30 protein-coding genes are annotated in these 26,065 nt (G+C 75.3%); 9 read left to right on the forward strand and 21 right to left on the reverse strand.

Annotated features, from left to right (window positions below):
* Positions 1–2: 2 nt before the first annotated feature.
* The 8 genes from rnc to UXQ13_RS05900 form a co-directional block, all read right to left on the reverse strand.
* Positions 3–746, reverse strand: coding sequence for a ribonuclease III (gene rnc / locus UXQ13_RS05865; RefSeq protein ID WP_225234924.1), 744 nt, complete (start codon positions 744–746; stop codon positions 3–5).
* Positions 747–772: 26 nt separating this feature from the next.
* Positions 773–952 carry a 50S ribosomal protein L32 gene (rpmF, locus tag UXQ13_RS05870; RefSeq protein WP_225234923.1) on the reverse strand — a complete coding sequence of 60 codons (180 nt, stop codon included), beginning with the start codon at positions 950–952 and terminating at the stop codon, positions 773–775.
* 2 nt (positions 953–954) lie between these two features.
* Entirely contained in the window at positions 955–1,551 is a 597-nt protein-coding gene (locus tag UXQ13_RS05875; RefSeq protein WP_225234922.1) for a YceD family protein, read from the reverse strand.
* A 105-nt stretch (positions 1,552–1,656) separates the two neighbouring features.
* On the reverse strand, positions 1,657–2,346 hold the full coding sequence (locus tag UXQ13_RS05880) for an SPFH domain-containing protein (RefSeq protein WP_225234921.1): 690 nt from the start codon (positions 2,344–2,346) through the stop codon (positions 1,657–1,659).
* A complete protein-coding gene (gene coaD, locus UXQ13_RS05885; RefSeq protein WP_225234920.1) occupies positions 2,343–2,831 on the reverse strand; it encodes a pantetheine-phosphate adenylyltransferase in 489 nt (162 codons plus the stop codon). The genes UXQ13_RS05880 and coaD overlap by 4 nt, the downstream gene beginning before the upstream one ends.
* A gap of 7 nt (positions 2,832–2,838) precedes the next feature.
* Positions 2,839–3,393: a 16S rRNA (guanine(966)-N(2))-methyltransferase RsmD gene (gene rsmD / locus UXQ13_RS05890; protein ID WP_225234919.1), complete on the reverse strand. Its 555-nt coding sequence runs from the start codon at positions 3,391–3,393 to the stop codon at positions 2,839–2,841.
* Positions 3,390–5,585 carry an ATP-dependent DNA helicase RecG gene (gene recG, locus UXQ13_RS05895; RefSeq protein WP_336391935.1) on the reverse strand — a complete coding sequence of 732 codons (2,196 nt, stop codon included), beginning with the start codon at positions 5,583–5,585 and terminating at the stop codon, positions 3,390–3,392. Before recG ends, rsmD begins: the two co-directional genes overlap by 4 nt.
* Before the next feature lie 2 nt (positions 5,586–5,587).
* Positions 5,588–7,237 carry a DAK2 domain-containing protein gene (locus UXQ13_RS05900; RefSeq protein WP_225234917.1) on the reverse strand — a complete coding sequence of 550 codons (1,650 nt, stop codon included), beginning with the start codon at positions 7,235–7,237 and terminating at the stop codon, positions 5,588–5,590.
* A 149-nt stretch (positions 7,238–7,386) separates the two neighbouring features.
* Between UXQ13_RS05900 and rpmB the strand changes: the two genes are divergently transcribed.
* Both rpmB and UXQ13_RS05910 read left to right on the forward strand, forming a co-directional pair.
* A complete protein-coding gene (gene rpmB, locus UXQ13_RS05905; RefSeq protein ID WP_455428610.1) occupies positions 7,387–7,569 on the forward strand; it encodes a 50S ribosomal protein L28 in 183 nt (60 codons plus the stop codon).
* Positions 7,570–7,685: 116 nt separating this feature from the next.
* Positions 7,686–8,300 (forward strand): TetR/AcrR family transcriptional regulator, encoded by a 615-nt coding sequence (locus tag UXQ13_RS05910; protein WP_336391936.1) that lies wholly within the window; start codon positions 7,686–7,688, stop codon positions 8,298–8,300.
* Here UXQ13_RS05910 and UXQ13_RS05915 read toward each other — a convergent pair.
* Genes UXQ13_RS05915 through UXQ13_RS05925 form a run of 3 tightly spaced genes read right to left on the reverse strand, consistent with a single transcriptional unit; the run spans position 8,275 to position 10,398 of the window.
* The gene (locus tag UXQ13_RS05915) at positions 8,275–8,916 is read right to left on the reverse strand and encodes a cytidylate kinase-like family protein (protein ID WP_225234915.1); all 642 of its coding nucleotides are present in this window, start codon (positions 8,914–8,916) and stop codon (positions 8,275–8,277) included. The genes UXQ13_RS05910 and UXQ13_RS05915 overlap by 26 nt on opposite strands.
* Entirely contained in the window at positions 8,916–9,395 is a 480-nt protein-coding gene (locus UXQ13_RS05920; RefSeq protein ID WP_225234914.1) for a GNAT family N-acetyltransferase, read from the reverse strand. The genes UXQ13_RS05915 and UXQ13_RS05920 overlap by 1 nt, the downstream gene beginning before the upstream one ends.
* Positions 9,382–10,398, reverse strand: coding sequence for a thiamine-phosphate kinase (locus tag UXQ13_RS05925; protein WP_336391937.1), 1,017 nt, complete (start codon positions 10,396–10,398; stop codon positions 9,382–9,384). The genes UXQ13_RS05920 and UXQ13_RS05925 overlap by 14 nt, the downstream gene beginning before the upstream one ends.
* Positions 10,399–10,481: 83 nt before the next feature.
* Between UXQ13_RS05925 and UXQ13_RS05930 the strand changes: the two genes are divergently transcribed.
* From UXQ13_RS05930 to UXQ13_RS05940, 3 genes are all read left to right on the forward strand, one after another.
* Positions 10,482–10,715 carry an Lrp/AsnC family transcriptional regulator gene (locus tag UXQ13_RS05930; protein WP_091242759.1) on the forward strand — a complete coding sequence of 78 codons (234 nt, stop codon included), beginning with the start codon at positions 10,482–10,484 and terminating at the stop codon, positions 10,713–10,715.
* 130 nt (positions 10,716–10,845) lie between these two features.
* The gene (locus tag UXQ13_RS05935) at positions 10,846–11,373 is read left to right on the forward strand and encodes a DUF3515 domain-containing protein (protein ID WP_225234912.1); all 528 of its coding nucleotides are present in this window, start codon (positions 10,846–10,848) and stop codon (positions 11,371–11,373) included.
* Positions 11,370–11,753, forward strand: coding sequence for a YchJ family protein (locus UXQ13_RS05940; protein ID WP_225234911.1), 384 nt, complete (start codon positions 11,370–11,372; stop codon positions 11,751–11,753). The genes UXQ13_RS05935 and UXQ13_RS05940 overlap by 4 nt, the downstream gene beginning before the upstream one ends.
* A 14-nt stretch (positions 11,754–11,767) precedes the next feature.
* Here the strand turns inward: UXQ13_RS05940 and UXQ13_RS05945 are convergent, their stop codons facing one another.
* The 5 genes from UXQ13_RS05945 to UXQ13_RS05965 are packed head-to-tail and all read right to left on the reverse strand — an operon-like array spanning position 11,768 to position 16,468.
* Positions 11,768–12,406 (reverse strand): DUF7373 family lipoprotein, encoded by a 639-nt coding sequence (locus tag UXQ13_RS05945; protein WP_225234910.1) that lies wholly within the window; start codon positions 12,404–12,406, stop codon positions 11,768–11,770.
* Positions 12,403–13,518, reverse strand: a complete 1,116-nt coding sequence (locus UXQ13_RS05950; protein ID WP_225234909.1) for a D-alanine--D-alanine ligase family protein — start codon at positions 13,516–13,518, stop codon at positions 12,403–12,405. The genes UXQ13_RS05945 and UXQ13_RS05950 overlap by 4 nt, the downstream gene beginning before the upstream one ends.
* A 24-nt stretch (positions 13,519–13,542) precedes the next feature.
* A complete protein-coding gene (locus UXQ13_RS05955) occupies positions 13,543–14,673 on the reverse strand; it encodes a cystathionine gamma-lyase (RefSeq protein ID WP_225234908.1) in 1,131 nt (376 codons plus the stop codon).
* Positions 14,670–15,665, reverse strand: a complete 996-nt coding sequence (locus UXQ13_RS05960) for an NAD(P)H-dependent glycerol-3-phosphate dehydrogenase (RefSeq protein ID WP_225234907.1) — start codon at positions 15,663–15,665, stop codon at positions 14,670–14,672. The genes UXQ13_RS05955 and UXQ13_RS05960 overlap by 4 nt, the downstream gene beginning before the upstream one ends.
* Positions 15,662–16,468 carry a lysophospholipid acyltransferase family protein gene (locus tag UXQ13_RS05965; protein WP_225234906.1) on the reverse strand — a complete coding sequence of 269 codons (807 nt, stop codon included), beginning with the start codon at positions 16,466–16,468 and terminating at the stop codon, positions 15,662–15,664. The genes UXQ13_RS05960 and UXQ13_RS05965 overlap by 4 nt, the downstream gene beginning before the upstream one ends.
* Positions 16,469–16,618: 150 nt before the next feature.
* Between UXQ13_RS05965 and UXQ13_RS05970 the strand changes: the two genes are divergently transcribed.
* Complete coding sequence (locus UXQ13_RS05970) at positions 16,619–16,924, forward strand: hypothetical protein (protein WP_225234905.1); 306 nt, start codon at positions 16,619–16,621, stop codon at positions 16,922–16,924.
* A gap of 9 nt (positions 16,925–16,933) precedes the next feature.
* Here UXQ13_RS05970 and UXQ13_RS05975 read toward each other — a convergent pair whose 3' ends face one another.
* A complete protein-coding gene (locus UXQ13_RS05975) occupies positions 16,934–17,140 on the reverse strand; it encodes a hypothetical protein (protein WP_225234904.1) in 207 nt (68 codons plus the stop codon).
* Positions 17,141–17,268: 128 nt separating this feature from the next.
* Positions 17,269–18,984 carry an HNH endonuclease signature motif containing protein gene (locus UXQ13_RS05980; RefSeq protein ID WP_336391938.1) on the reverse strand — a complete coding sequence of 572 codons (1,716 nt, stop codon included), beginning with the start codon at positions 18,982–18,984 and terminating at the stop codon, positions 17,269–17,271.
* 698 nt (positions 18,985–19,682) lie between these two features.
* On the opposite strand from UXQ13_RS05980, the gene cofC reads away from it, so the two are divergent.
* Genes cofC through UXQ13_RS05995 form a run of 3 tightly spaced genes read left to right on the forward strand, consistent with a single transcriptional unit; the run spans position 19,683 to position 23,308 of the window.
* Positions 19,683–20,297, forward strand: a complete 615-nt coding sequence (gene cofC / locus UXQ13_RS05985) for a 2-phospho-L-lactate guanylyltransferase (protein ID WP_225234902.1) — start codon at positions 19,683–19,685, stop codon at positions 20,295–20,297.
* Between the two features lie 37 nt (positions 20,298–20,334).
* Positions 20,335–22,395, forward strand: a complete 2,061-nt coding sequence (locus UXQ13_RS05990) for an RNA degradosome polyphosphate kinase (protein ID WP_263639388.1) — start codon at positions 20,335–20,337, stop codon at positions 22,393–22,395.
* Positions 22,379–23,308, forward strand: coding sequence for an NUDIX hydrolase (locus UXQ13_RS05995; protein ID WP_225234900.1), 930 nt, complete (start codon positions 22,379–22,381; stop codon positions 23,306–23,308). Before UXQ13_RS05990 ends, UXQ13_RS05995 begins: the two co-directional genes overlap by 17 nt.
* Before the next feature lie 16 nt (positions 23,309–23,324).
* On the opposite strand, the gene UXQ13_RS06000 is transcribed toward UXQ13_RS05995, so the two are convergent.
* From UXQ13_RS06000 to leuC, 3 genes are all read right to left on the reverse strand, one after another.
* Positions 23,325–23,912 carry a copper resistance CopC family protein gene (locus UXQ13_RS06000; RefSeq protein WP_225234899.1) on the reverse strand — a complete coding sequence of 196 codons (588 nt, stop codon included), beginning with the start codon at positions 23,910–23,912 and terminating at the stop codon, positions 23,325–23,327.
* A 131-nt stretch (positions 23,913–24,043) separates the two neighbouring features.
* Complete coding sequence (leuD, locus tag UXQ13_RS06005) at positions 24,044–24,637, reverse strand: 3-isopropylmalate dehydratase small subunit (RefSeq protein ID WP_225234898.1); 594 nt, start codon at positions 24,635–24,637, stop codon at positions 24,044–24,046.
* A 2-nt stretch (positions 24,638–24,639) separates the two neighbouring features.
* Positions 24,640–26,052, reverse strand: a complete 1,413-nt coding sequence (gene leuC, locus UXQ13_RS06010) for a 3-isopropylmalate dehydratase large subunit (RefSeq protein ID WP_225234897.1) — start codon at positions 26,050–26,052, stop codon at positions 24,640–24,642.
* Positions 26,053–26,065 lie beyond the last annotated feature (13 nt).

Genomic DNA, 26,065 nt, shown 5'->3' on the forward strand with positions numbered 1-26,065 from the left:
GCTCAGCCCTTCGCGGTGCCGGTCGCCGACAGGGCACGCCAGGCGTTCTGGGCGGCCATCTGCTCGGCGGCCTTCTTGGTCCGGCCGTGCCCGTCGCCGCGGGGCTCGTCGGCCAGCAGCACGGTGGCGGTGAAGGACTTGGCGTGGTCGGGTCCCTCGGACTCGATCAGGTAGACCGGTGCACCCAGCCCCCGGGCCGACCCCAGCTCCTGCAGGCTGGTCTTCCAGTCCAGGCCGGCGCCCAGCGTCGCGGACTCCACGAGCAGCGGGTCGAACAGCCGGTGCACGATCGCGGCGGCGGCGTCCAGCCCGAGCCCGAGGTGGATCGCCCCCAGCAGCGCCTCGAGGGCGTCGGCCAGGATCGACTCCTTGTCCCGGCCGCCGGTGGCCGTCTCGCCCCGGCCCAGCAGCAGGTGCGGGCCGATGCCGCCCTCGCCCAGCAGCCGGGCCACGCCGGCCAGCGAGGTCATGTTGACCACCGAGGCCCGCAGCTTCGCCAGCTGGCCCTCGGGCAGGTCGGGCTGGCTGCGGTAGAGCTCGTCGGTGACGACCAGGCCGAGCACGGAGTCCCCGAGGAACTCCAGGCGCTCGTTGGTCGGCAGCCCGCCGTTCTCGTAGGCGAAGGACCGATGGGTCAGCGCCAACGCCAACAGGCCGCCGGGCAACGTGACGCCCAGGGCGTCACGCAGCCAGTCGGCGGCCCGGTCGGCGTGCTCGGCACCCCCGGGGAGGGCGTCTCCGGTCACGACGGGATCGTGCTGGTCCAGCAGGGTCAGACCGCGATGACCTGGCGGCCGTCGTACTGGCCGCAGGTGGGGCACGCGATGTGCGGGGGCTTGAGCTCGCCGCACGCGCGGTTCGGGCACGGCGCGAGGGTGGGGGCCGTGGCCTTCCACTGCGAGCGACGCGAGCGGGTGTTCGAGCGCGACGTGCGCCTCTTCGGGACAGCCACGGTCAGTTCTCCTTAGACGGGGTGAAACGGTCGGCGAGCCCGGCCCAACGTGGGTCGAGCACCTCGTGCGTGTGGTCGGCCGGGAGGTCGTCGAGCCGCAGTCCGCAGTCGACGCACAGACCCGAGCAGTCCGGGGTGCAGGTGGGCGAGAGCGGCAGGGCCAGGACGACGGCGTCCCGGACCAGCGGCGCGAGGTCGAGGCGCTCGCCGTCGATCCGGCGTACCTCGTCCTCCTCGCTGGTGGCTTCGGTGGTGCTGCCCTCGTAGGCGAAGAGCTCCTGCACGTCCAGGTGCAGGGTGTCCTCGACCGGCTCGAGGCAGCGGGCGCACTGCCCGGTGACCGGGGCGTCGACCTCGCCGGTGACGAGGACGCCCTCCATGACCGACTCGAGCCGCAGGTGCAGCTCGACGGGGGCGCCCTGGGGCACGCCGATCATCTCGATGCCCCAGCGCTCGGACGCCGGCACGGTCTTCTCCCAGTCGCGCATCGACCCGGCGCGGCGACCCAGCTCGCGCAGGTCGACCTTCCAGGGGTCGGCTCCGGGGCGCCGGGCGTCGGGGGACGCGGCGCCTCGGCGGGGCGAGGGGGCAGCAGGCATGACGGATTCTCTGTGCTCGGGGGCAGGTGTCACCGCAGGGCGTGCAGGGCAGCGCATGCGGGAGCAGCCCAGGTTACACCGGGCGGCCCGGTGCGGTGGACGGGGTCAGGGCTGGCGCAGCTGGCCGCGGGCGGCCTCGACCGAGCGCACCATGTGGCCCAGCGTGGTGCCGAAGTCGGCCAGCCGGCTGTCGACGTACTCGTCGACCTCGGTGCGCATCCGGGCGACCTCCGCAGCCGTCTGCTGGCCCAGCTCGTCGGACCGGTCCACCGCGCCGCGGTAGACCTCGGTCTCGGTGACCAGGCGGTCGTGCTCGGCCTGCCCGGCGGCGACCAGGGCCGCGTGCTGCGCCCGGCCGTCGGCCAGGAGCTCGGCGGCCTGCCGGTCGGCCTCGGCCAGGATCCGGTCGGCCTCGGCCTCGGCGCGGGACAGCAGGTCCTCGACCTCGGCCTGGGCCTGGGTGATCAGCTCGTCGCGCTGGCGCCGGGCGGTGCCGATCAGCTCGTCGCGCTGGCGGCGGGCGGTGCTCACCACCGTCTCGGCCTCGGTGCGGGTGCGGCCGGTGAGCCGCTCGGCCTCGGCCTGGGCCTGCTCGAGGATCTCGGTGCGCTGCTCGACGATCGCGCCGGCCTGCTGCACCTCCTCGGGTAGCCCCTCGCGAAGGTCGTCGAGCAGGTCCAGCAGGTGGTCCCGCGGCACCATGCACGACGAGGACATCGGCACGCTGCGGGCGTTCTCGATGACCGAGGCCAGCTCGTCGACGACCTCGTACAACCGGTACACGACCTCGGTCACGACTCCCCCTCCTCCTCGCGCCGGGCCACCAGCCGGGCGTTGACCCCCGGCGGCACCAGGTGCGAGACGTCCCCGCCGAAGGCGGAGATCTGCTTGACCAGGCTGGAGGACAGGTGGCCGACCTGGGGCGCGGTGGGCACGAAGAGCGTCTCGATCCCGGCCAGCTCGCGGTTCATCTGGGCCATCTGCAGCTCGTACTCGAAGTCCCCGACCGCCCGCAGGCCCTTGACGATCACCGGCACGTCGTGCGCGGTGCACCACTGCACCAGCAGGCCGCTGAAGGAGTCCACGGTGACGTTGGCCAGGCCGGCGGTGGCCTCGCGCAGCAGGGCCATCCGCTCCTCGACGTCGAAGAGCCCGGCCTTGCCGGGGTTCACCAGCACGGCCACGACGAGCTCGTCGTAGAGCGCCGCGGCCCGGGTGATGACGTCGACGTGCCCGTTGGTCACCGGGTCGAACGACCCGGGGCAGACCGCCCGCCTCATGCTGCCCTCACGGTGCGCGACCGTACCGGAGCAGGGCCTCCCCGTAGCGGCGGTCGCGCAGACCGACCAGGGGTGTCGGCCACTCCCAGGGCTGCTCGCGGGACGGTCGCTCGACCACCACGACCGCCTCGGGGGCCAGCCAGCCCCCCGTCGACAGGGCGGCCAGCACCCCCAGCACGACGTCGGGCTCGACCGCGTAGGGCGGGTCGGCGACCACCAGGTCGAACGGCGCGGACGCCGGTCGGCCGACGACCGCGGGGACCGAGCCGGCCACCACCGAGGCGCCGGGCAGGCCGAGCGCGGCGATGTTGGCCCGCAGCACCGGCAGCACCTTCGGGCCGGACTCGACCAGCACGGCCTCGGCGGCCCCGCGGGAGAGCGCCTCGAGCCCGAGGGCCCCGGACCCGGCGTACAGGTCCAGCACCCGGGCCCCGGGCAGGTCCAGCAGCGACCCGAGGCTGTTGAACAGCGCCTCGCGGGCCCGGTCGCCGGTCGGCCGCACCCCGCTGGCCGGCACCTTGAGCACCCGGCCGCGGGCGGTGCCGGCGATGATCCGGGTCATGCCCGCTCCAGCCAGTCGGCGCGGTCCCCGGCGTTGAGGGCGGCGACGGCCGCGGCCAGCTCGGGGTGCTCGGCCAGGCCCAGGTCGGACTCGAGCAGGTCGGCGGCCTCGGACCGGGCCGCAGCGATCAGCTCCTCGTCGTGCAGCAGCGACAGCAGCTTGACCCCCGAGCGCCGGCCGGACTGGGCGGCGCCGAGCACGTCGCCCTCCCGGCGGGTCTCCAGGTCCAGCCGGGCCAGCTCGAAGCCGTCGGTGGTGGCCGCGACCTGGGCCAACCGCACCCCCGTCGAGGACGACACGGGCGCCTCGCTGACCAGCAGGCAGAGCCCCGGGTGCCGGCCGCGGGCCACCCGGCCGCGCAGCTGGTGCAGCTGGCTGACGCCGAACCGGTCGGCGTCCATGACGACCATGACGGTCGCGTTGGGCACGTCGACGCCGACCTCGATCACCGTGGTGGCGACCAGCACGTCGACCTCCCGCTGGGCGAAGGCCCGCATCCGGGCGTCCTTCTCCTCGGGGGTCAGCCGGCCGTGCAGCACCTCGACCCGCAGCCCGGCCAGCGGGCCGCCGCGCAGCTGCTCGGCGACGTCGAGCACGGCCAGCGGCGGGCGCCGCTCGCTCCCGCCGTCCGCACCGCCCTCGGGTGCGCCGTCGGCGTCCTCCGGCCGCTCGTCGGCCTTCTCGTCGTCCCCGATCCGCGGGCAGACCACGTAGGCCTGCCGGCCCTCGGCCACCTCCTCGCGGACCCGCTGCCAGGCGCGGTCCAGCCAGGCCGGCTTCTCCCGCACCGGCACCACCGAGCTGCTCACCCCGCCGCGGCCGGCGGGCAGCTGGCGCAGGGTGAGCGTCTCCAGGTCGCCGTAGACGGTCATGGCGACGGTGCGCGGGATCGGGGTCGCGGTCATCACCAGCACGTGCGGGGGCCGCTGGCCCTTGGCCCGCAGCCGGTCGCGCTGCTCCACGCCGAACCGGTGCTGCTCGTCGACCACCACGAGGCCGAGGTCGGCGAACTCCACGCCCTCGGACAGCAGCGCGTGGGTGCCGACGACGATGCCGGCCCGCCCGTCGGCCACCTCGGCCAGCGCCGCCCGACGGGCCGCCGTCCGCAGCGAGCCGGTCAGCAGGGTGACCCGGGTGCCGTCGGGGTCGCCGTCCAGCTCCCCGGACCGGCCCAGCGGGCCCAGCAGCCCGGCGATGCCCCGGGCGTGCTGCGCTGCCAGCACCTCGGTGGGCGCCAGCAGCGCGGCCTGCCCGCCGGCGTCGACGACCTGGGCCATGGCCCGCAGCGCGACGACGGTCTTGCCCGACCCGACCTCGCCCTGCAGCAGCCGGTGCATCGGCTGCTCCCGGCCGATCTCGGCCTCCAGCGCGTCACCGACCTCGCGCTGGCCGTCGGTGAGCTCGAAGGGCAGCAGCGCGTCCACGGAGTCGGCCAGTCCCCCGGCCCGGCGGGGCCGGGCGATGCCGGGCTCCAGGGCCGCGGCGCGCCGCCGGGCGGCCAGGGTCACCTGCAGGACGAGTGCCTCGTCCCACTTGAGGCGGTGGTCGGCGCGCTCGACGTCCTCGGGGGTCTCGGGGTGGTGCTTGAGCCAGATCGCGGTGGCCAGGGACATCAGCCCGTGCCGGGCGCGCACCGGCGCGGGCACCGGGTCCTCGGCCATCAGCTGGTCGGCCGCGGCCGGGGAGTCCAGGACCAGCTTGAGCGACTTCTGCAGCACCCAGCTCGACACGCTCTTGCTGGCCGGGTAGATCGGCAGCATCGCCGTGGCCCACTCCTGGGCGTCGGTGGACTCGTCCAGGAGCTGGCAGTCGGGGTGGTTGAACTGCAGCTGGCCGTGCCAGCTGCTGACCGTGCCGGCGAACAGGCCCCAGGCGCCGACGGCCAGGCGGGCGTGCTTGTGGTTGAAGAAGACCAGCCGCATCGAGCTGTCGCCGTCGCCGACGGTGATCTCGGTGATGCTGCCGCGCCGGTTCTTCATCGGCCGGGTGTCGACCTTGCGCACCTGGCCGAGCACGGTCACCCGGTCCCCGACCTGCAGGTCGGTCAGCTTGGTCATCTCGCCGCGGCGGGCGTAGCGGCTCGGGTAGTGCCGCACCAGGTCGCGGACCGTCTGCAGCTCCAGCTCGTCGGCCATCGCCTTCGCGGTGCGGTCGCCGACCACCTTGGTCAGCGGGGTGTCCAGGGTCAGCACGGTCACTCCACCCCGATCAGCAGCGGACGGGCCCCCTGACCCAGCGGGTGCACGGACACCTCGACCGTGGGGTGCCGGGCCGCCAGGTGGGCGGCCGCGGCCTCGGCCAGCCGCCCGCCCAGCAGGGTCACCAGCTCGCCGCCGCCGGCCAGCAGCCGGTCCAGCAGGTCGCAGGTGACGGTCAGCTGGGCGCCGCCGATCACCACGACGTCGCCCTCGACCACGCCGAGCGCGTCGCCGGGGTGGCAGCGGCCGGCCGACGTGAGCGCCTCGGTGTCGGCCAGGACCACCTCGGCCCACCGGGTCGCCGAGGCCGCCTCGGTCATGGAGATCACGTCGTCGGCGAAGCGCCGTCCCGGGTCGGCCACCGCCACCGCGGCCAGGCCCTGCACCGGGGAGCGGGTGGGCACCACGGCGACGTCGCGGCCCTCGCCGCGCACCGCGGCGGCCGCCCGGGACACCGGGCCGACCAGCAGCGGGTCGTCGGGCAGCACGACCACGTCGGCGGCACCGGAGGCCAGCACGGCCTGCGCGACGGCGTCCTGCACGGCGTCGGCCGCTGCGGTGTCGTCGCGGTCCTGGGGCAGCTGCACCACGAGCACCTGGACGCCCTCGCCGCCGAACAGCTCGGCGAGGCCCTCGGCCGCCGGGCCGTCGGGCACCAGGGCCAGCGTGGCGCGCACCCCGGCGACGGCGGCGGGCAGCCGGACCGGGGCCAGCGCGGTGACCGCGATCTGGTGCGGCCGGCCGGCGCGGATGCCGGCCTCGATGGCCGCGCCCACGTCGTGCACGTGGACGTGGACGTTCCACTCCCGCCCGGTCGGGGTGTCCACCCCCACGACCACCAGGCAGTCGCCCAGCCAGCCGAGCTCGGTGCGCAGCCGCTCGACAGCGGTGTCGGAGGAGTCGGCGAGCAGGAACTGGACCTCGCTGCCGGGGTCGGCGCCGGGGCGCTGCACGCCCGGCCCGGCGTCGTGGCGGTGCGGCCGCTGCGGACGGCGGGCCAGCGGGGGGCGGTCGGGCTCGGTGCCGGTGACGGTGGTGACCAGGGCGTCCAGCACCACGCACCAACCGGCTCCCCCGGCGTCGACGACCCCGGCGTCGCGGAGCGCAGCGAGCTGGTCGGTGGTGCCGTGCAGGGCCCGGCGGGCGCCGTCGGCCGCCGCCCGGACCACCTCGGCCAGCGCCGCCCGGCCCTGGTCCACCGCCGCCCCGGCCGCCTCGGCGGCCGACCGGGCGACGGTGAGGAAGGTGCCCTCGGTGGGCTCGGCGACGGCCTCGTAGGCCGTGCCTGCCGCCCGGCGCAGCGCCCGGGCGAACGTGGAGCCGTCGACGGCGCCGGCGCCGGCGAGCTCGTCGGCCAGACCGCGCAGCAGCTGGGCGAGGATCGCCCCGGAGTTGCCGCGCGCGCCGAGCACGGCGCCCCGGGCCCACCGGGTCCAGACCGACTCGGGATCACCCGTGCCGGTGTCCTCACCGGGTTCGGCGGCCTCGGCGGCGGCCTGCGCGGTGAGCAGCAGGTTCGTGCCGGTGTCCCCGTCGGGCACGGGGAAGACGTTCAGCTCGTCGAGCCGGCCCCGGGCCGCGCGCAGCGCATCGACAGCGGTGCGGCTCCAGCGGCCGACCGCGGCCTCGTCCAGCGCCGTGAGCACGTGCCGGAGGCTACCGGTGGCCACCGACACCACGGGCCCGCCGACCGCGCCGGGCGCGGACCGGCTACAGTGGACCAGCAATCCGCGCGGGTGGCTCGTACCCCGCGCCTTCTGAACGTCTTCTCTAGGAGTGATCGACCGTGGCTGCCGTGTGCGACGTGTGTGGCAAGGGGCCCGGTTTCGGCATGTCGGTGTCTCACTCGCACCGCCGGACGCCGCGCCGTTGGAACCCGAACATCCAGGCCGTCAAGGCTGTCGTCGGCAACGGCACCCGCCGTCGCGTGAACGCCTGCACGAGCTGCATCCGGGCTGGCAAGCTCACCCGCAGCTGACGGCCGCCCCTCCTCCGGGAGGGATGCCACGACGACCCCGGTCACCTCGGTGACCGGGGTCGTCGGCGTTCCGGGCCGACGTGCCCTGCTGCAGTTAAGCGGTTAGCGTCGGCGCAGTGCAGTTCCGCCGTGACCCCGAGCCCGCCCCCGACAGCCCCGCCCGACCCGGTCGGCGCCGCGACCCCGCCGTCGACGAGGCCGTGAAGACCGCCGTCCTCGAGCTGCTGGCCGAGCGCGGCTGGGACGGCATCTCCATGGACGCCGTGGCCGCCCGCGCCAAGGTGGGCAAGGCGAGCATCTACCGGCGGTGGTCCTCCCGGGTGCAGATGGTCGCCGAGACCATCGGGGAGCTCAACCGCGGCGAGGCCGCCGCACCGGACACCGGCACCCTCCGCGGCGACCTGCTCGAGGTGGTCGGGGCCATGGTCCTCACGCTGCGCGGACCGCTCGGGGACGCCTCGCGGGCACTGATCGGCGTGCTGCCGCACGAGCCGGACCTGGCCGCGGCCTTCCAGGAGGGTTCGCTGGGGGTCTGGCGGGACACCTTCCGCCAGGTCTTCGGCGCCGCGGTCGCCCGCGGCGAGCTCGACCCCACGCGCCTCGGCACGGCCGCGGCCGAGGCCGGGCCGGCCGTGGTGATGCAGCGCTGGCTGGTCCTCGGTCGACCGCTGGACGACGACCTGGCCCAGGAGGTCGTCGACGACGTCATGCTCCCGCTGCTGACCCGCTGATCCCCCGGGACCGGGCCGCCGCCACGACGAGGTCGACGACCAGGTCGTGGTCGAGCACCGTGGAGTCCAGCACCAGGTGGTAGTGCCGGGCCTCCGCGGGGTCGCAGCGGTGGAAGTGCCGCACGTAGGCCGTGCGGGCCCGGTCGGCGGCCACCAGCTCCCGCCGGACCTGGTCCTCGGGACGGCCCAGGTGGGCCACCGCGGCCCGCAGCCGGCGGCGCTCCGGGCCGTCGAGGCGGACGTGCAGCGCGTCGGGGCGGTCCCCGAGCACCAGCGCGGCGGCCCGGCCCAGCACCACTCCCCCGGCGCCGTCGGCGATGTCGGTGACCACCTGGTCGGTCTGCTCCCGGTAGCTGCGCTCGTCGGGCACCGCGGAGGCCGGCAGCACGCCGCCGACCGGGTCGGGCATGGTGCCCAGCGAGGCCACCACCCGCCACAGCCCGCGCACGACGCTCTCGTCGTTGGCCTCGGCCTCCTCGACCGGCACCCCCAGCCGCAGCGCGACCTGGGCCGGGATGACCCGGTCGTGGAACGGCAGCCCCAGCCGCTCCGCGATCGCCGGGGCGATCTCCGCACCACCGCAGCCGAACGTGGCCGACACCGTCACGATCCCCATCAGGACCCCTCCTCCAGGTTTTTGCCCAGGAACACCGCGCCCGGCGCGTCGGCGTAGACCCCGTACCCGGCGACCGGTGTGTACCCGGCACGGGCGTAGAGCGCCAGCGCCTCGGGTTGCCGGTCACCGCTGTTGAGCACCACCCGCCGGTGGCCCGCCGCCGCCGCGGTGGCCTCCAGGCGGGTGAGCAAGGCGTCGGCGACGCCGCGACGGCGGGCCTCCGGTGCCACGTACATCCGCTTGACCTCGACGGTCCCGGCGTCGTGCACCCGCCAGGCCCCGCACCCGACCGCGCGGCCGTCGACCTCGGCGACCAGCAGCAGCCCGGCCGGCGGCAGCACCTCGGCGGGGTCGACCTCCATGGCGTCGCGGCCGCCGTACCGGACGACGTACTCCTGCTGGACCGCCTCGACCATCTGCTGCACCTGCGGGTCGTCGTAGCCGGCGGCGCGCAGCACCAGCCCCTCAGAAGGAGACATGCCCGGTGCCCTCCCCCAGCCCCTCGGCGACGTCGGCCCCGTCGATGCCGTCGACCCGGACGCCGGGCGGCCCGGCCTCCACGACACCGATCCGGACGAACCCGGCCGGCAGGTCGGCGGCCGCCGGGAAGGTGGCCAGCAGGGCGTGGTCCTCCCCGCCGGTCAGCACCCAGCCCAACGGGTTCACCCCCGTCGCGGCCGCCACCTGGGCCAGCTGCCCGGCCGGGTCCACGAAGGACTCCAGGGTGCCGCGGTCCAGGTCCAGCAGCACCCCCGACGCCGCGGCCAGGTGCCCGGCGTCGGCCAGCAGGCCGTCGCTCACGTCGCACATCGCGGTGGCGCCGGCGTCGGCGGCCGCCGGCCCGGCGGCGTAGGGCGGGGTCGGACGGCGGTGCGCGGTGACCGGCCCGTGCGGTGAGGTGAACCCGCGGCGGAGCACCGCCCACCCGCACGCCGACCAGCCCAGCCGACCGGCGACGGCCACGACGTCCCCCGGCCGGGCGCCGTCCCGGGTGACCGGGGCGCGACCCTGCAGGTCGCCGAGCACGGTCACCGACAGCACGACCGACGCGCTGTCCGGGGCGCTGGCCACGGTGTCCCCGCCGACGACGGCGGCGCCGTGCGGTGCGCACTCGGCGGCCATCCCGGTGGCCACGCCCTCCAGCCAGCTCGTCGGCGTGCCGGCCGGGCAGGCCAGCCCGACCAGCAGCGCGGTGGGCACCGCACCCATCGCGGCGACGTCGGCGAGGTTGGCGGCCGCGGCCTTGTGCCCGACGTCCTCCGCCGAGGACCAGTCCCGGCGGAAGTGCCGGCCCTCCACCAGGACGTCGGTGCTGGCCACCACGCGGCCGTCCGGGGTGCGGACGACGGCGGCGTCGTCCCCGGGCCCGACGTCGGCCAGCGCGGCCGTCCCGGCCCGGGCCACGACCCGGTCGACGACGGCGAACTCCCCCACCTCGCCGACGGTGTCCGCGGTGCCCGCCGGGGGGCGAGGGCGCGTCACCGGGCGCTCCCGGTCGCTGGGGTACGTTGCCGTCCAGGCCGCCGTCCGGCGGCAGCGCCGCCCTGCCCGAGGAGGGTTCTCCAGTGGTCCACGCCTACATCCTGATCCAGACCGAGGTCGGCAAGGCCGCCGCGGTCGCCCAGACCATCAGCGGGATCGACGGCGTCACCAAGGCCGAGGACGTCACCGGCCCCTACGACGTGATCGTGCGCGCCGAGGCCGGCTCGGTCGACGAGCTCGGTCGCCTGGTCGTCGCGCGGGTGCAGTCGGTCGACGGGATCACCCGCACGCTGACCTGCCCCGTCGTCAACCTCTGAGGCCGGTCCGCTGAGCGACCAGCCCGACCCGGGCACCACCGAGCCCGACAGCGCCGACAGCACCGACACCGTCGAGGCCGAGAGCATCGACGCCCCGGCCCCGCCGGACCCGGTCCGGCGGGCGGCGATCGTGGCCACCGCGGTCGCCGTGCCGGTGGTCATCGTGCTGCTGGTGCTGATCCGGGTCCTCGGCCCGGGCAGCTCGGACGACGATGCCGCGGCCGACGTCTCGGGGGCCACCCCGACCCAGCGCGATGAGAGCCCGGTCGAGGTGGAGACCCCGCCGATCACGCCCGAGGCCGACGCCGCCTGCCCCGCGCTGATGAGCCAGCTCCCCTTGGAGCTGGCCGGGTCGACGAGTCGACGTGTCGACTCGGACTCGCCCTACGCCCACGCCTGGGGCGACCCGGCGCAGGTGCTGATCTGCGGCGCCGACGCCCCGGCCGGGTTCGTCGTGGGTGGGCCCCAGCTGATCCAGGTCAACGGCGTCCAGTGGTTCGTCGACACCACCGACCCCACGGTCAACGTGTGGACCGCGGTCGACCGCACGGTCCCGGTGGAGATCTCGGTGCCGGCCAGCCAGGACGGGTCCATCCCCACCCTGCTGAGCCCGGTCATCGCCGGGGCGATCCCGTACGCCGAGCCGCAGCCCCGGTGACCCAGCGCTGTCCCTGCGGGACCGGGCTCACCTACGGCGAGTGCTGCGGCCGGCTGCACGACGGGACCGCCGCGGCGGGCACCGCCGAGCAGCTCATGCGCTCGCGCTACAGCGCCTTCGTCGTCGGCGACGCTGCGTACCTGCTGGCGACCTGGCACCCCGACACCCGACCGCCGTCGCTGGACCTCGACGGGGACACCCGCTGGCTGGGCCTGGACGTGCTGGCCGTCGAGGGCGGCGGCCTGCTGGCGGCCGAGGGCACCGTGGAGTTCCGCGCCTCCTACCGCGCCGACGGGGGGCGGGACGCCCAGCACGAGCACAGCCGGTTCACCAAGGTGGCCGGTCGCTGGCACTACCTGGACGGGGTCTCGCTGGGCTGACCGTTCCGCCCCGCTCAGCCGCGGGGCAGCCGGTCCAGCTGCTCGTCGACCAGGTCCTCCACCTCGGCGAGCGCGGCGTCGGAGGTGTCGCCGACGACCGCGACCGACACGGTGAACGGGCCGTGTGCGCACCAGGCGAAGGCGGCCGGCCCGGTCAGCCCGCTCTCCTCGGCCGGCTCGTCCACCGACAGGGTGGCGCAGCCGTCGGGGAGCTGCGCGGGGGTGCGGTCGGGGTTGCCGCCGTAGTAGTCGGTGTCGTTGCGGGCGAGGTCGGCGGCGTAGGAGGCCGCGCCCGTCGTCCCGTCGAACTGGTCGAGGAAGACCGAGGTGAGGCCGCCCTCCTCGCGCCAGAACCGCTCCCAGCCCCAGCGGTAGCCGTAGTCGGTGAGCACGTCGGCCTCGCGCTGCGCGTCGTCGGCGTAGCCGGCCACGTCGTCCAGCGTCTTGGGCCCGGCGGGCGGGTCCAGCTCGTCGTCGGGGACCCGCGGCAGGCCGGACGGGACGTCGGTGAGCACCAGGTCGCCGAGCCCGGCCGCGTCGCCGGGCAGGCCCCCCACGCTGGCGGTGGCCACCGGCGTGGCCGTGCCCGGGACCGCTGCAGAGCACCCGGTGGCCAGCAGCCCGACCAGCACGAGACCGAGCCGGCGGGTCACCCCTGGGCGAGGGCGCCGGCGACGAGCCGGTCGACCAGCTCGGGGTAGGTGACGCCGGAGGCCGCCCACATGCGCGGGAACATCGAGATGGGCGTGAAGCCGGGCATGGTGTTGACCTCGTTGACCACCAGCTGGTCGGCGCCGGTGACCGGGTCGGTGCCGAGGAAGAAGTCCACCCGGGCCAGGCCGCGGCAGTCCAGCGCGAGGTAGGCCCGGCGGGAGACCTCCTGCACGGCGGCGGTCTGCTCGGGCGTCAGGTCGGCGGGCACGTCGAAGTCGACGGCGTCGTCGAGGTACTTGGCGTCGAAGTCGTACCAGTCGACGCCGGCCTTGAGCCGGATCTCCGCGGGCAGGCTGGTGTCGGGCAACCCGCCCCCGACGGCGGCGAGGACGCCGCACTCCACCTCGCGGCCGGGGACGGCGGCCTCCACGACGACCTTGGTGTCCACGGCGGCGGCGGTGGCCACGGCGGCGTCGAAGTCCGCCCAGTCCGAGACCTTGGTGATGCCGATGCTGGACCCGGCCCGCGAGGGCTTGACGAACACCGGCAGCCCCAGCCGCTCGCGCTGGCTGGCCGACAGCGCCGACGGGTCGGTGGTGAGCGCCCCCGCGGCGTCGCGCAGCACGACGTGGTCGCCCTGGGTGATGCCGGCCGCGGTGAGCAGCTTCTTGGTGAACTCCTTGTCCATGGACGCCGCCGAGGCGAAGACGCCGGAGCCCACGTAGGGCAGCCCGCTCATCTCCAGCAGGCCCTGGATGGTGCCGTCCTCGCCGTAGGCGCCGTGCAGCACCGGGAACACCACGTCGACGTCGGTCAGCCGGCCGAACGCCTCGCCCGGCTCCAGCACCGACAGCCCGCGGCCGGCCGGGTCGCCGACCAGGGACACCGCCGTCCCGCCGGTGACCTCGGGCAGCCGGCCGCCGGAGATGGCCAGCGGGGAGCCGTCGTGCAGCACCCAGCCGCCCTCGCGGGTGATCCCGACCGGGACCACCTCGTAGCGCTCGGGGTCGAGCGCGGCCATCACGCTGCCGGCGGAGACGCAGGAGATCGCGTGCTCCGCGCTGCGCCCGCCGAAGACGACGGCGACCCTGGTCCTGCGTGTCTCGGTCATCGCCCCGGACCCTATCGGCCGGGGTCAGACCAGGGCGTCCAAGGCGGTGGTCAGGTCGGCAACCAGGTCGGCGGTGTCCTCGATGCCGCAGGAGAACCGCACGAACCCGTCGGCGACGGCGTCCCCGCCCCACTGCGCGCGGCGGTCGACGGTGGAGTGCACGCCGCCGAAGCTGGTGGCCGCCAGCCACAGCCGGCTGTGCCGGACCAGGGCGTGCACGGCGGCCTCGTCGGCCAGGGTCGCCGACACCACGCCGTTCATCCGGAGCATCTGCCGGGCGGCGATCTCGTGGGAGGGGTCCCCCGGCCGTCCGGGCCAGCGGACCCCGGTGGCGGCCGGGTGGTCGGCCAGCAGCTCGGCGACGGCGGCCGCGGTGGTGGCCTGCCGGGTCAGCCGGAGGTCCAGGGTGCTCATCGACCGGTGGGCCAGCCAGGCGTCGAAGGCACCCGGCCCGTTGCCGGTGCGGTCCCGCCACGCCTTGAGCCGGGTCTGCAGCTCACGGCCGCGGTCGGTGCGGGCGGTGGACACGTGCCCCATCAGCAGGTCGCTGTGGCCGGTCAGCGCCTTGGTGTCCGCGCCGATGGTGAGGTCGGCGCCCAGCGCGAGCGGCCGCTGGCCCAGCGGGGTGGCGGTGGTGTTGTCCACGGCCAGGACCGCGCCGGTCGCCCGGGTCGCGGCGGCCACGGCGGCGATGTCGCAGACGTCGAGCTCGGGGTTGGACGGCGTCTCCAGCAGCACCAAGGCGGCGCCGTCCAGGTCCCCGCGGGCGGCCGCGTCGGCGATCTCCAGGGTGGGCACCTGCTCGACCACGACGCCGAACCGGGCCAGCTCGCCGTCGCCCAGGGCGCGGGTCTGGTAGTAGCCGTCGCTGGGGATGACCACCCGGTCACCGGCCCGGAGGACGGCGAACATCGCCGCGCTGATGGCGGCCATGCCGGTGGCGAAGGCCAGGCAGTCCCCGCCGTCCAGGTCGCCGACGGCCTCCTCGAACACGCGCAGCGTGGGGTGCCCGGGCCGGGCGTAGAAGTCGGCGGCGTAGGGGTCCTCGCCCAGGTGGTACGGGGCGGCGAAGACGGGGCTGGGCCGCAGCGGGGTGCCCGGGATCGGGGGCTCGTCACCACCGCGGACCACGCGGGTGCCGTCGGACCAGCTCACTCGGACTTCGCCTCCCTGCTCATGATCTCCCGGACCATCTGGGCCGGGGACTCCCCTTCGTGGCACACCCGGACGACGGCCTCGGTGATCGGCACGTCGACGCCGTGCGCCCGGGCCAGGTCCAGGACCGACCGGCAGGACTTGACGCCCTCGGCGGTCTGCCGGGTGGCCGCGATCGTCTCCTCCAGGCTCATGCCCTGGCCCAGGTGCTCGCCGAACGTGCGGTTGCGCGACAGCGGCGAGGAGCAGGTGGCCACCAGGTCGCCGAGCCCGGCCAGCCCGGAGAAGGTCAGCGGGTCCGCGCCCAGGGCCAGGCCCAGCCGCATGGTCTCGGCCAGCCCACGGGTGATCAGCGAGGCGCGGGTGTTGTCGCCGAAGCCGAGCCCCTCGGCGACGCCGGCGGCCAGGGCGATGACGTTCTTCACCGCGCCGCCCAGCTCGCAGCCCACGACGTCGGGGTTGGTGTAGGGCCGGAAGTAGCGGGTGTGGCAGGCCGCCTGCAGCGCCTCGGCGCGGTCGGTGTCCGAGCAGGCGATGACGGTGGCCGCCGGCTGCTCCTCGGCGATCTCGCGGGCCAGGTTGGGACCGCTGAGCACCGCGACCCGGTCCGCCGAGGCGCCGGTGACCTCGCAGATGACCTCGCTCATCCGCCGGGTGCTCCCCAGCTCGATGCCCTTCATGAGCGACAGCAGCGTGGCGCCGGGAGGGATCAGCGGTGCCCAGGCGGAGAGGTTCTCCCGCAGCGACTGCGACGGGATGCTGAGGACGACGACGTCGGCGCCGTCCAGGGCCTCGGCCGGGTCGTCGGTGGCGCGGAGGCGATCGGGCAGCGTGATGCCGGGCAGGTAGTCGGCGTTCACCCGGTCGGCGGTGATGGCCCGGGCGAGCTCGGGACGGCGGGCGTGCAGGGTGACGTCGGAACCGGCGTCGGCGAGCACCTTGGCGAACGTCGTCCCCCAGCTGCCCGCGCTCAGCACCGCGGCGCGGGTCACGCGGCGCCCGCCGCGCCGGGCAGGTCGCCCGGGGTGCGGCCGGGCCGCGGGTGGATCGCGACCGGGGGCGTGGTGCCGCGGATCTCGCCGAGCTGGTCGCGGACCCGGCCCATGAGCCGGTCGGTGGTCAGCTGGAGCAGCTCGGCCGACAGCGGGCGGCCGGTGCGCACCTGGTCCCGCAGGTCGGCGATCTCGACCGGCTCCCCCACCAGGTAGTCGGCGCGGGTGCGCAGCCGCAGGTGCAGCTTCTTCGCGTGGTAGTCGTGCACCCGCTGCGGGCCCCACTGGGCGAGCGGGACGACGACGGCGTCGGTGGTGAGGGCCAGACGGGCGGCGCCGGTGCGCGGCTGCATGGGCCACCAGTCGGGGTCCCGGGTGACGGAGCCCTCCGGGTAGATGATCACGACCTCGCCGGCGGCCAGGGCCTGCTCGGCGGCGCTCATCGAGGACTGCGCGGCCGAGGTGCCGCGGTAGACCGGGATCTGGCCGGCGGCGCGCAGGATGGTGCCGGCCAGGCCGGTGAACACCGCGGACTTGGCCAGGAAGCGCGGGACCCGGCCGGCATCGTAGACCAGCATCGCGCAGGCCAGCGGGTCCAGGACCGAGACGTGGTTGGCGACCAGGAGGACCCCGCCGGTGGCCGGGATGCGCTCGGCGTGCCGGAGGCGGAGGTCGTAGATCAGGCCGCAGACCGGCCACACGACGAGCAGGCACATCGTCAGCGCCCAGTCCAGCTTCGGCCGCGGCCGCCACCGTCGCCGCGGCCAGGAACTCCCCGGACCGGGGACGGCGTCAGGACTCACCCGGTCAGTTTGCCCCGTCAACCACCGGACCAGGTCGCACGGGGGTTGACGCGCGCCGGGTGGGCCAGCACGTTGTGCCCGTGACCGCCCTCCGGGAGAGCCCGGCGCCCGCCCGCACCTCCCCGCCGACGGGCCGCGGTCGCCGCCGCCGTGCTGCTGGTGCCGGCCGCGGTGTACGGGTGGGCGGTCGTGCTGCCGTGGGTGCGCGGTGAGGGGCTGCTGCAGACCGAGGGCCGGGTCCTGGACCTCGTCTCCCCCGCGCTGGCCCTGCTGGGGGCACTCGTCGCGCTGGTGCTGAGCGGGACTGCGCTGCTGTCGGCCGCGCGGCTCGGCGGCGGCTCCGTCGGGCGCGGCACGGTGGTGGTGCACGTCGTCGTGGCGGCCGTGGCGCTGGGGCTGCTGGCCTGGTTCCTGTCCCCGGCGGGTGCTGCGCTGCACGCCGCGCAGTTCGACTGACCCCGACGGTCAGCCGCCCCCGCCACCACCTCCGCCGCCGAGCATCCAGCTGCTGCGGTTGACCGCGCCGCGGGTGTCGGAGGCCGGGCCGTCGCCGTCGGCGGCGTACCAGCCCTCCCGCCGGCGCCGCACCGCCCGACGCAGGAGCAGTGCGCCGACGACCACCAGGACCAGCACGACGACGCCCGTCACGACGAGCTCCCCCACCGGGATCATGTTCCGACCCTAGGGCTGGCCGAGGTGCTCGGCAGGGAACAGCAGCACGACGAACGGTGAACGCTGCACCCGGGCCGCCGGGCCGCCGGGCCGCCGGGCCGGTCGCGGCCGATCTCGGCCCGCGCAGGTCAGAACGGCGGTGGGTCTGCGGCGGGGTCGTAGGGCGGTCGCGGCTCGTCGAGCAGGTCGAGGACCTCGCCCATCGCCGGGGGCCTGGTCGTGCGGGTGGTGCCGCCGGGGGTGGTGACGTGCAGGGTGCCGTCGGGGTCGATGGCGAACCGCCAGCCGAGCGCGTGGGTCTTGAGGCGGTGGTGCCGTCGGCAGAGCATGGCCAGGTTGCTGACGCAGGTCGGTCCACCGCGTTCGGGGTCGTGGTGGTCGTAGGGGATGACGTGGTCGGCGTCGCAGGCGCGGGCGACTTGTCGGCAGCCGGGGAAGCGGCAGTGCCGGTCGCGGGCGCGCAGGTACCGGTACTGGGCGGCGGTCGGTGTGTAGCCAGGTGCCGGTGGTGGCGGTCCGAGTCCACGCCCGCCCTTCGCAGCGGCGACCAGCTCCTCGGGGGTGGCGACGGCGAGCAGTCGGCCGCGCTCGCCGGTGATGGTGAGGTCGAGGTCTCCGCCGTCGGGGTGCGTCAGGCCGAGGGCATCGATCCGTTGCAGCAGCGACCGAACCGCGGCCGGGGTCACCGGTAGCCCGCCGACGTGCCCTACCCGACTGCCGCCGCGGGCCGGGGTGTCCTGGCGTGCCTGGTCCCCCGAGGGCCTTGGGTCCCGCGTTGCCGGCTCGGCGTCGGCGTCGGCGTCGGCCGCCTCTTCTTCGGGCGCCTCTTCTTCGGCCTCTTCGTCCTCGGCCGCTCCGTCATTGGCCGCGTCGTCGCTGGGAACGGTGCCCTCGGCTGTTGCCGAGTCGGCCTCCGCCGGGGCGTCGGGGAGGAGGTCGGCGAGGTCGGCGTTGATGGTCACGTGAGCGACCGCGGGGTCCTGGGCTTCCCAGGGGCGGGTGATGAGGGTCGCCACCAGTTCGGTCTCGATCTCCCCGGCCCGGCGGTCGTCACCGTCGGCCTTGCGCTCCCGCGCGAACGCCGCCAGTTGTGCCTTCACCAGCTTCGCGGTCGCAGCCTCCATCCCGGCCACCCGCACGTCGGCCAGGCCGTCGCCCGTCCCCTGCACCCGCACCCCGGCCTCCCGCTTGCGCAACTCGCGCCGCCGGTCCGCCGCCGCAGGGTCAGCAGCGATCAGCGCGGCCTCGAGCCGGTCCCGCAACGTCGACGGCGCGCACCCAGCCGCGGCCCACGCCACCCCGCGCGCGGCGACGGCATCGACGATCGCGTCGTCGACCGGGCCGCCCCACGACCGGGCCTGGTAGCGCAACGCCCGCACGATCGCCTTGGCGCGGGTCTCGTCGATCCGCTGATCAGCCAACGCCTCCCAGACCGCCGGGAACTGCCGGACCAGGGTGAGGTCGTCGTCGACCAGGTACCGGGCCGACCCGACGGACATGTTCAGCAGCACCGCGACCTCATCGGGCAGGAAGTCGTCAGCGGCTTGGACCGAGGGGTCGAGGTCCGGGTCGGCGTCGGGGCGGGTGTCGGTCCGGGCGCCTGGCGCGAACGGGAGGGGCTGGCGGGCGCCCAGGGTGGCTTTGCGCTCGATCAGGCCGGCGCGGTACGCGGCCAGGGCCGACATCTGCTTCTGCACCGACGCCAGCTCCGCATCGAGCTCGGTACCGGAGAGCCCGGCGGCGGCCGCGAGCTCGGTCAGCCGCGGGACCGGCGCGGCGTCGACGGGGACGGCGGTGACGTAGGGGGTCACCTCCACCCGGAACCGTCGCGCCGTCGCTGTCATGGACCTAGTCCACCAGAGGGGTCTGACAGAAACGGGCTGCAGAACGGGCCGCTGACCAGCTAATTCTGTGTTCGGAACCCCTCACCGGGGGTGATCGAAGGGGTTCGGTGGCTCTGCGCCGAGAGTGGTTCGCGCGGAGCCTCCGCCGGGTTGAGAGGTGCAGAGCTGGCGCCGGCGCCGGTCCAGGACCTGCGACCGGCGGCAGCCCCCCGGCACGATGGCCCGGGCCAGAGAGCATCGACAAGACGGACCACGCGAGGACGGGGCACCGGGACAACGGCTCGACGGCAGCGGACTCGGGCAGGGACCCGGGGCATGAACAAGGCTGCGGGCGCCCGCAGCGACCGGGGCATGAGCAAGGCCGCGGGCATCCGCAGCGACCGGAGCATGACCAGGGCCGCTGGCTCCCTCAGCGAACGGGGCGCGACCGGGGGCGGAGTCCAGGCGAGGACGAGACCAAGGACGGAGGCCCCCGGCGGCACGGACGGGCTCGATGACCGGCGCACGGGCAAGGCCGCGGACGACCGCAGTCACCAAGACAAGGCCGAGGGACGCCCGAAGGCACCTATGAGGACCTGTACCGCGGCCCGGCCCGGCCCTCGGCCGAGCGCAGGACCCGGGCGGCCGGCGGGGCAGGGCCGCCCGCGGAGATCCGGGTCAGGCGTCGAGGTGCAGGGAGATGTGGCAGCGTTGCGCAGGTGCAGCGCTGGTCGGTCGTCGTCCCCGCGAAGCGGCTCGCGCTGGCCAAGACCCGGCTGGGGCCCACCGGCGGCCGCGCCGAGCACGAGGCGCTCGTCCTCGCCCTGCTCGGCGACACCCTCGAGGCCGCGGCGGCGGCGCCCTCGGTCGGCGCGCTCTGGGTGGTGACCGACGACCCCCGGGCAGCCGCGGTCGCCGCCCGCCTGGGCGCCCGCGTGGTGGCCGGTGAACCCGCCGGTGGCCTCAACGCCGCGCTGCGGCACGGCGCGGCCGCGACCGGCGCCGCCTGGGTCGCTGCGCTGAACTCCGACCTCCCCGCCCTGCGCCCGGCCGAGCTGGACGACGCGCTGACCCGCGCCGCCGCCGTCCCCCGCTCCTTCGTCGCCGACGCCGAGGGCACCGGCACCACCCTGCTGGCCGTCACCACCGGAGACCTCGCGCCGTCGTTCGGGCCCGGCTCGGCCGCGGCGCACGCGGCGTCCGGGGCCCTCGCGCTGGACGGCGACTGGCCCGGTCTGCGCCGCGACGTCGACACCGCCGAGCACCTCGCGGCGGCCCGGGCACTGGGCGCCGGGCCGCGCACCCGGGCGGCCGAGCACGAGGCCTGTGCGTGAACACCAGCCGTTCACCGGCGTAGGAGAAGATGTCGCGGTGTCCGAGACCCAGACCGAGACGGCCCAGCACGCCGACCGCTTCCTGAACCGCGAACTGTCCTGGCTGGACTTCAACGCCCGGGTGCTCGAGCTCGCCGAGGACCCGGACGCCCCGCTGCTCGAGCGGGTCAAGTTCCTGTCGATCTTCGCCAGCAACCTCGACGAGTTCTACATGGTCCGGATCGCCGGGCTGAAGCGCCGGCACAGCACCGGTCTCACGATGCGCTCCCCCGACGGGCTGACCATCCGCGAGCAGCTGTCCCGCATCGCCGCCCGCACCCAGGAGCTCGTCGCCCGGCACGCCGCCGTCTTCGTGCAGGACGTCGCGCCCCGCCTGGAGCAGCACGGCATCCGCATCGTGCACTGGGGCGAGGTCGCCGACGGCGAGTCGATGCGGCTGCGCGAGTACTTCCGCGACCAGGTCTTCCCGGTGCTCACCCCGCTGGCCGTGGACCCCGCGCACCCGTTCCCCTACATCTCCGGCCTGTCGCTGAACCTCGCGGTGTCCGTGCGCGACCCCGAGACCGGCGCCCCGCGGTTCGCCCGGGTCAAGGTGCCCGACAACGTCCCCCGCTTCGTGCCCGTGGTGACCGAGGACGACGAGTCGGTCTTCCTCCCCCTCGAGGACCTCATCTCCGCCCACCTCAACCAGCTCTTCCCGGGCCTGGAGGTCATCGACCACCACCTGTTCCGGGTCACCCGCAACGCCGACGTCGAGGTCGAGGAGGACCGCGACGAGGACCTGCTGCAGGCCCTGGAGCGCGAGCTTGCCCGCCGCCGGTTCGGTCCCGCCGTCCGGCTCGAGGTCACCGACTCGATGGACCCGCAGATCCTCGACGTCCTGCTGCACGAGCTGGAGGTCTCCCCCAACGACGTGCTGCACGTGCCCGGGCTGCTCGACCTCGCCGCCCTCATGGCCCTCTACGGGCTGGACCGCCCGGAGCTCAAGGACGACCCGTTCGTGCCCGGCACGCACCCCCGGCTGTCCGAGGGCGAGACGCCCAAGAGCGTCTTCGCAACACTCCGCGAGGGCGACGTGCTGGTCCACCACCCCTACGACTCCTTCGCCACCAGCGTGCAGCGGTTCATCGAGCAGGCCGCCGCCGACCCGCTGGTGCTGGCGATCAAGCAGACGCTGTACCGCACCTCCGGTGACTCCCCGATCGTGCAGGCCCTCATCGAGGCGGCCACCGCGGGCAAGCAGGTCGTGGTGCTCGTGGAGATCAAGGCCCGCTTCGACGAGGAGGCCAACATCAGCTGGGCCCGCTCGCTGGAGCGCGCCGGCTGCCACGTCGTCTACGGCCTGGTGGGCCTGAAGACGCACTGCAAGACCGCCCTGGTGGTCCGCCGGGAGAACGGGGTGCTGCGCCGGTACTGCCACATCGGCACCGGCAACTACAACCCGAAGACCGCCCGCATCTACGAGGACCTCGGCATCCTCACCGCGGACCCGCGGGTCGGCGCCGACCTCACCGACCTGTTCAACACCCTCACCGGCTACTCCCGGCAGACCACCTACCGCTCGCTGCTGGTGGCCCCGCACGGCGTCCGCGCCGGGCTGCTGGAGAAGATCCGCCGCGAGGCCCGGCACGCCGCCGAGGGCCGCCCGTCGGGCATCCGGATCAAGGTGAACTCCCTCGTGGACGAGGAGCTCATCGACGCCCTGTACGAGGCCTCGGGCGCCGATGTGCCGGTCGAGCTGTGGATCCGGGGCATCTGCGCCCTGCGGCCCCAGGTCCCCGGGCTCAGCGACAACATCCGGGTCCGGTCGATCGTGGGCCGCTTCCTCGAGCACTCCCGGGTCTGCAACTTCCTCAACGACGGGTCGCCCGAGTGGTGGCTGGGCAGCGCCGACCTCATGCACCGCAACCTGGACCGCCGGGTCGAGGTGCTGCTGCGGATCAGCGACGTGCACGCCACCGAGCAGCTGCAGCGCATGTTCGACGGCGCCATGGCCGACGACGTCCGCAGCTGGCAGCTCGGTGCCGACGGCAGCTGGACCCGGACCGGGCAGCGCGACTTCCAGGCGCGGGTGATGGCCGGTGAGCTCGCTGGCTGAGCGCGTGCAGCCCGCCGCCGGCGGTGCCGTCTGGCGGCGGGGTGCGGGCGGGGTGCTGGAGACCGCGGTCGTGCACCGGCCCAAGTACGACGACTGGTCGCTGCCCAAGGGCAAGCTCGACCAGGGCGAGCACCCGCTGCAGGCCGCGGTCCGCGAGGTCGGCGAGGAGACCGGTCTGCAGGTGGCCGTCGGACGGCGCAGCGTGCAGACCCGGTACGTCCACCGGCACGGCCCCAAGCGGGTGGACTACTGGACGATGCAGCACGTGGCCGGCGACTTCGTGGTCAACGACGAGGTCGACGAGCTGCGCTGGCTGCCGGTGCCCGCGGCGACCGAGCTGGTCACCCACCCGCACGACGCCGCGGTGCTGGCCGACCTGGCCCGCACCGACGTGCCGCGGTCGCCGACCCTGCTGCTCGTCCGGCACGCCAGCGCCGGCGAGCGCAGCGACTTCGACGGACCCGACTCCGGCCGCCCGCTGGACGGCCGCGGTCGGTCTCAGGCCGCCCGGCTCGCCTCGGTGCTGACCGCCTTTGCGCCCACCGAGGTGCTCGCCGCTCCCCCGGTCCGCTGCGTCCAGACCGTCACCCCGCTGGCGGCCGCCCTGGGCGTGCCGTTGGGCCAGGTGCCCGAGCTCGGCGAGGACGGCTTCGGCGACGACCCGCAGGCCGGCATCGACCTGGTGGAGAGCTGGCTGGAGCCGCGCCCGCAGCCCGGGGTCACCGTGGTGTGCAGCCAGGGCGGCGCGATCCCCTCGGTGCTCATGGCGCTGGGCGTCCGCTACCCGGGGACGGCGGGCGCGCTGTGGCCGCCGTCGGCCAAGGGCAGCGTCTGGGTGCTCGGCGGCCGGCCCGGGGCGCTGCTGTCCGACTACTACCGCGACTTCCCGGCCGACCCGGACGCCCCGGCCTGACCCGGGGCGCCGGCGCTCAGCCGCGCCGGCGTCGTCCGACCGCGACACCGCCGGCACCCAGGAGCACCACGGCCACCGCGACCCCGATCGCCACGCCGGAGCCGCTGCCCTCGTCCTCCGGGGTCTCCGCGGCGGCCTCGGCGGGCCGGGCCGGGACCGGCTCGGGGGTGGCAGCCGCGGGGCTCGGGGCCGCCGCGCTGCTGGGTGCCGGCTCCGGTCCGACGGGTGCGGCGACCGGGCCGGCGTGGTCGAAGGCGACCGTGCCGGTGAGGTCGTGCCCGTCGGCCGAGGTGACCGACCAGGTGATGGTGTGCGGGCCGGTCGCGGTCGGCGCCACCGGGACGGTGACCGCGCTGCCCTCGCCGGTGGCCGTCCCGGTGCTCACCACGGCGCCGTCGGGACCGGCGACCGTCACCTCCGGGCCGCGGACCGACCCGCTGAAGGTCAGCGTGACCGCCGACAGCGGCTCGGTGACGGTGCTGCCCTCGGCCGGGCTGGACGAGGTCAGCGAGGTGTGCGCCTGGGCGGTGCCGGTGGCCCCCAGCCAGCAGGCGAGCAGCAGGAGCGGGAGCAGCAGGACCCGGCGGGGTCGGGTGGTGGGCACGGAGGGCCTCTCGGTCGCGTGTCGGGGATCCACCGGGTTGGTCGTCGTCCGCACCCCGCTGGTTCCCGGCCGGGACGACCGGAGGCCGCCGTCCCGGGTCGGGACGACGGCCTCCGGGCCGGGCGCGGCGGTCAGGCCAGCGTGCGGGGCTTCCACGAGGGGCGGGCGGCCTCGAAGGCGTCGATGTCGTCCAGGTGCCGCTCGGTGAGCCCGATGTCGTCCAGGCCCTCGAGCAGCCGCCAGCGGGTGTAGTCGTCGATCTCGAAGCCGCTGACCCGGTCGGCCCAGCGGACCTCCTTGGCGACCAGGTCGACGGTCACCGGCAGGGTCGGGTCGGCCTCGCAGGCGTCCTGCAGCGCCTCGACGTCGGCCGGCGGCAGCACCACGGTCAGCAGCCCGGACTTCGTCGAGTTGTTGCGGAAGATGTCGGCGAACCGGGCGCTGATGACCACCCGGAACCCGCCGTCCAGCAGTGCCCAGTTGGCGTGCTCGCGGGAGGAGCCGGTGCCGAAGTCGGGGCCGGCCACCAGGACCGAGGCGTCGGCGTACTGCGGCTGGTTGAGCACGAAGTCGGGCTCGTTGGTGCGCCAGGCGACGAACAGGCCGTCCTCGAAGCCGGTGCGGGTGATCCGCTTGAGGTACTCGGCCGGGATGATCTGGTCGGTGTCCACGTTGCTGCGCCGCAGCGGGGCCGCGGTGCCGGTGTGGGTGGTGAAGGCGTCCATGCTCAGGCTCCTGCGGGGACGAGGTCGGCCGGGGCGGTCAGCTTCCCGGTGATGGCGGTGGCCGCGGCGACGGCGGGCGAGACCAGGTGGGTGCGCCCGCCCTTGCCCTGCCGGCCCTGGAAGTTGCGGTTGGACGTCGAGGCCGACCGCTCGCCGGGGGCCAGCTGGTCGGGGTTCATGCCCAGGCACATCGAGCACCCGGCCCCGCGCCACTCGGCGCCGGCGGCGGTGAAGACGGCGTCCAGGCCCTCCTCCTCGGCCTGCTGCTTGACGAACACCGACCCGGGGACGACGAGCATCCGGGTGTCGGCGGCGACGTGCTGGCCGCGCAGCAGCTCGGCGGCCACCCGCAGGTCCTCGATCCGGCCGTTGGTGCACGACCCCAGGAAGACGGTGTCGACGCTGATGTCGCGCAGCGGGGTGCCGGCGGTCAGGCCCATGTAGGCCAGCGCGGACTCCGCGGCCGCCCGGTCGGACTCGTCGGCGAAGGACGCCGGGTCGGGCACCGCGGCGCCGATCGGCAGGCCCTGGCCCGGGTTGGTGCCCCAGGTGACGTAGGGGGTCAGCGATGCGGCGTCGATGACGACCTCGCGGTCGAAGACGGCGTCGTCGTCGGTGCGCAGCTCGCGCCAGGCGGCGACGGCGGCGTCCCAGTCCTCGCCGGTGGGGGCGTGCTCGCGCCCGGCCAGGTAGGCGAAGGTGGTCTCGTCGGGGGCGATCAGCCCGGCGCGGGCACCGGCCTCGATCGACATGTTGCAGATCGTCATCCGCGACTCCATCGACAGGCCCTGGACGGCGCTGCCCCGGTACTCGATGACGTGGCCCTGCCCACCGCCGGTCCCGATCTCGGCGATGACGGCCAGGATGAGGTCCTTGGCGCTGACGCCCACCGGCAGCTCGCCGTCGACCCGGACCGACATCTGCTTGGCCGGCCGCTGGGTCAGCGTCTGGGTGGCCAGCACGTGCTCGACCTCGCTGGTGCCGATGCCGAAGGCCAGCGCGCCGAAGGCGCCGTGGGTGGAGGTGTGGCTGTCGCCGCAGACGATCGTCATGCCCGGCTGGGTCAGGCCCAGCTGCGGGCCGATGACGTGCACGATGCCCTGGTCGCGGGTGCCCATCGGCGCCTGCCGGATGCCGAACTCCGCGGTGTTGGTGCGCAGCGCCTCGACCTGCGCCCGGCTGACCGGGTCGGCGATGGGGGCCAGCAGGTTCGTCGTCGGGACGTTGTGGTCCTCGGTCGACATCGTCAGGTCGGGACGGCGGACCGTGCGCCCGGCGGCCCGCAGCCCGTCGAACGCCTGCGGGCTGGTGACCTCGTGGACGAGGTGCAGGTCGATGTAGAGCAGGTCCGGCTCGCCCTCGGTGCGCCGCACCACGTGCTGCTCGTAGACCTTCTGCGCCAGGGTCTGCCCCACGGCTGCGCCTCCT

Origin of the sequence: Klenkia terrae (assembly GCF_037083865.1) — a bacterium.
GTDB lineage: Bacteria > Actinomycetota > Actinomycetes > Mycobacteriales > Geodermatophilaceae > Klenkia > Klenkia terrae.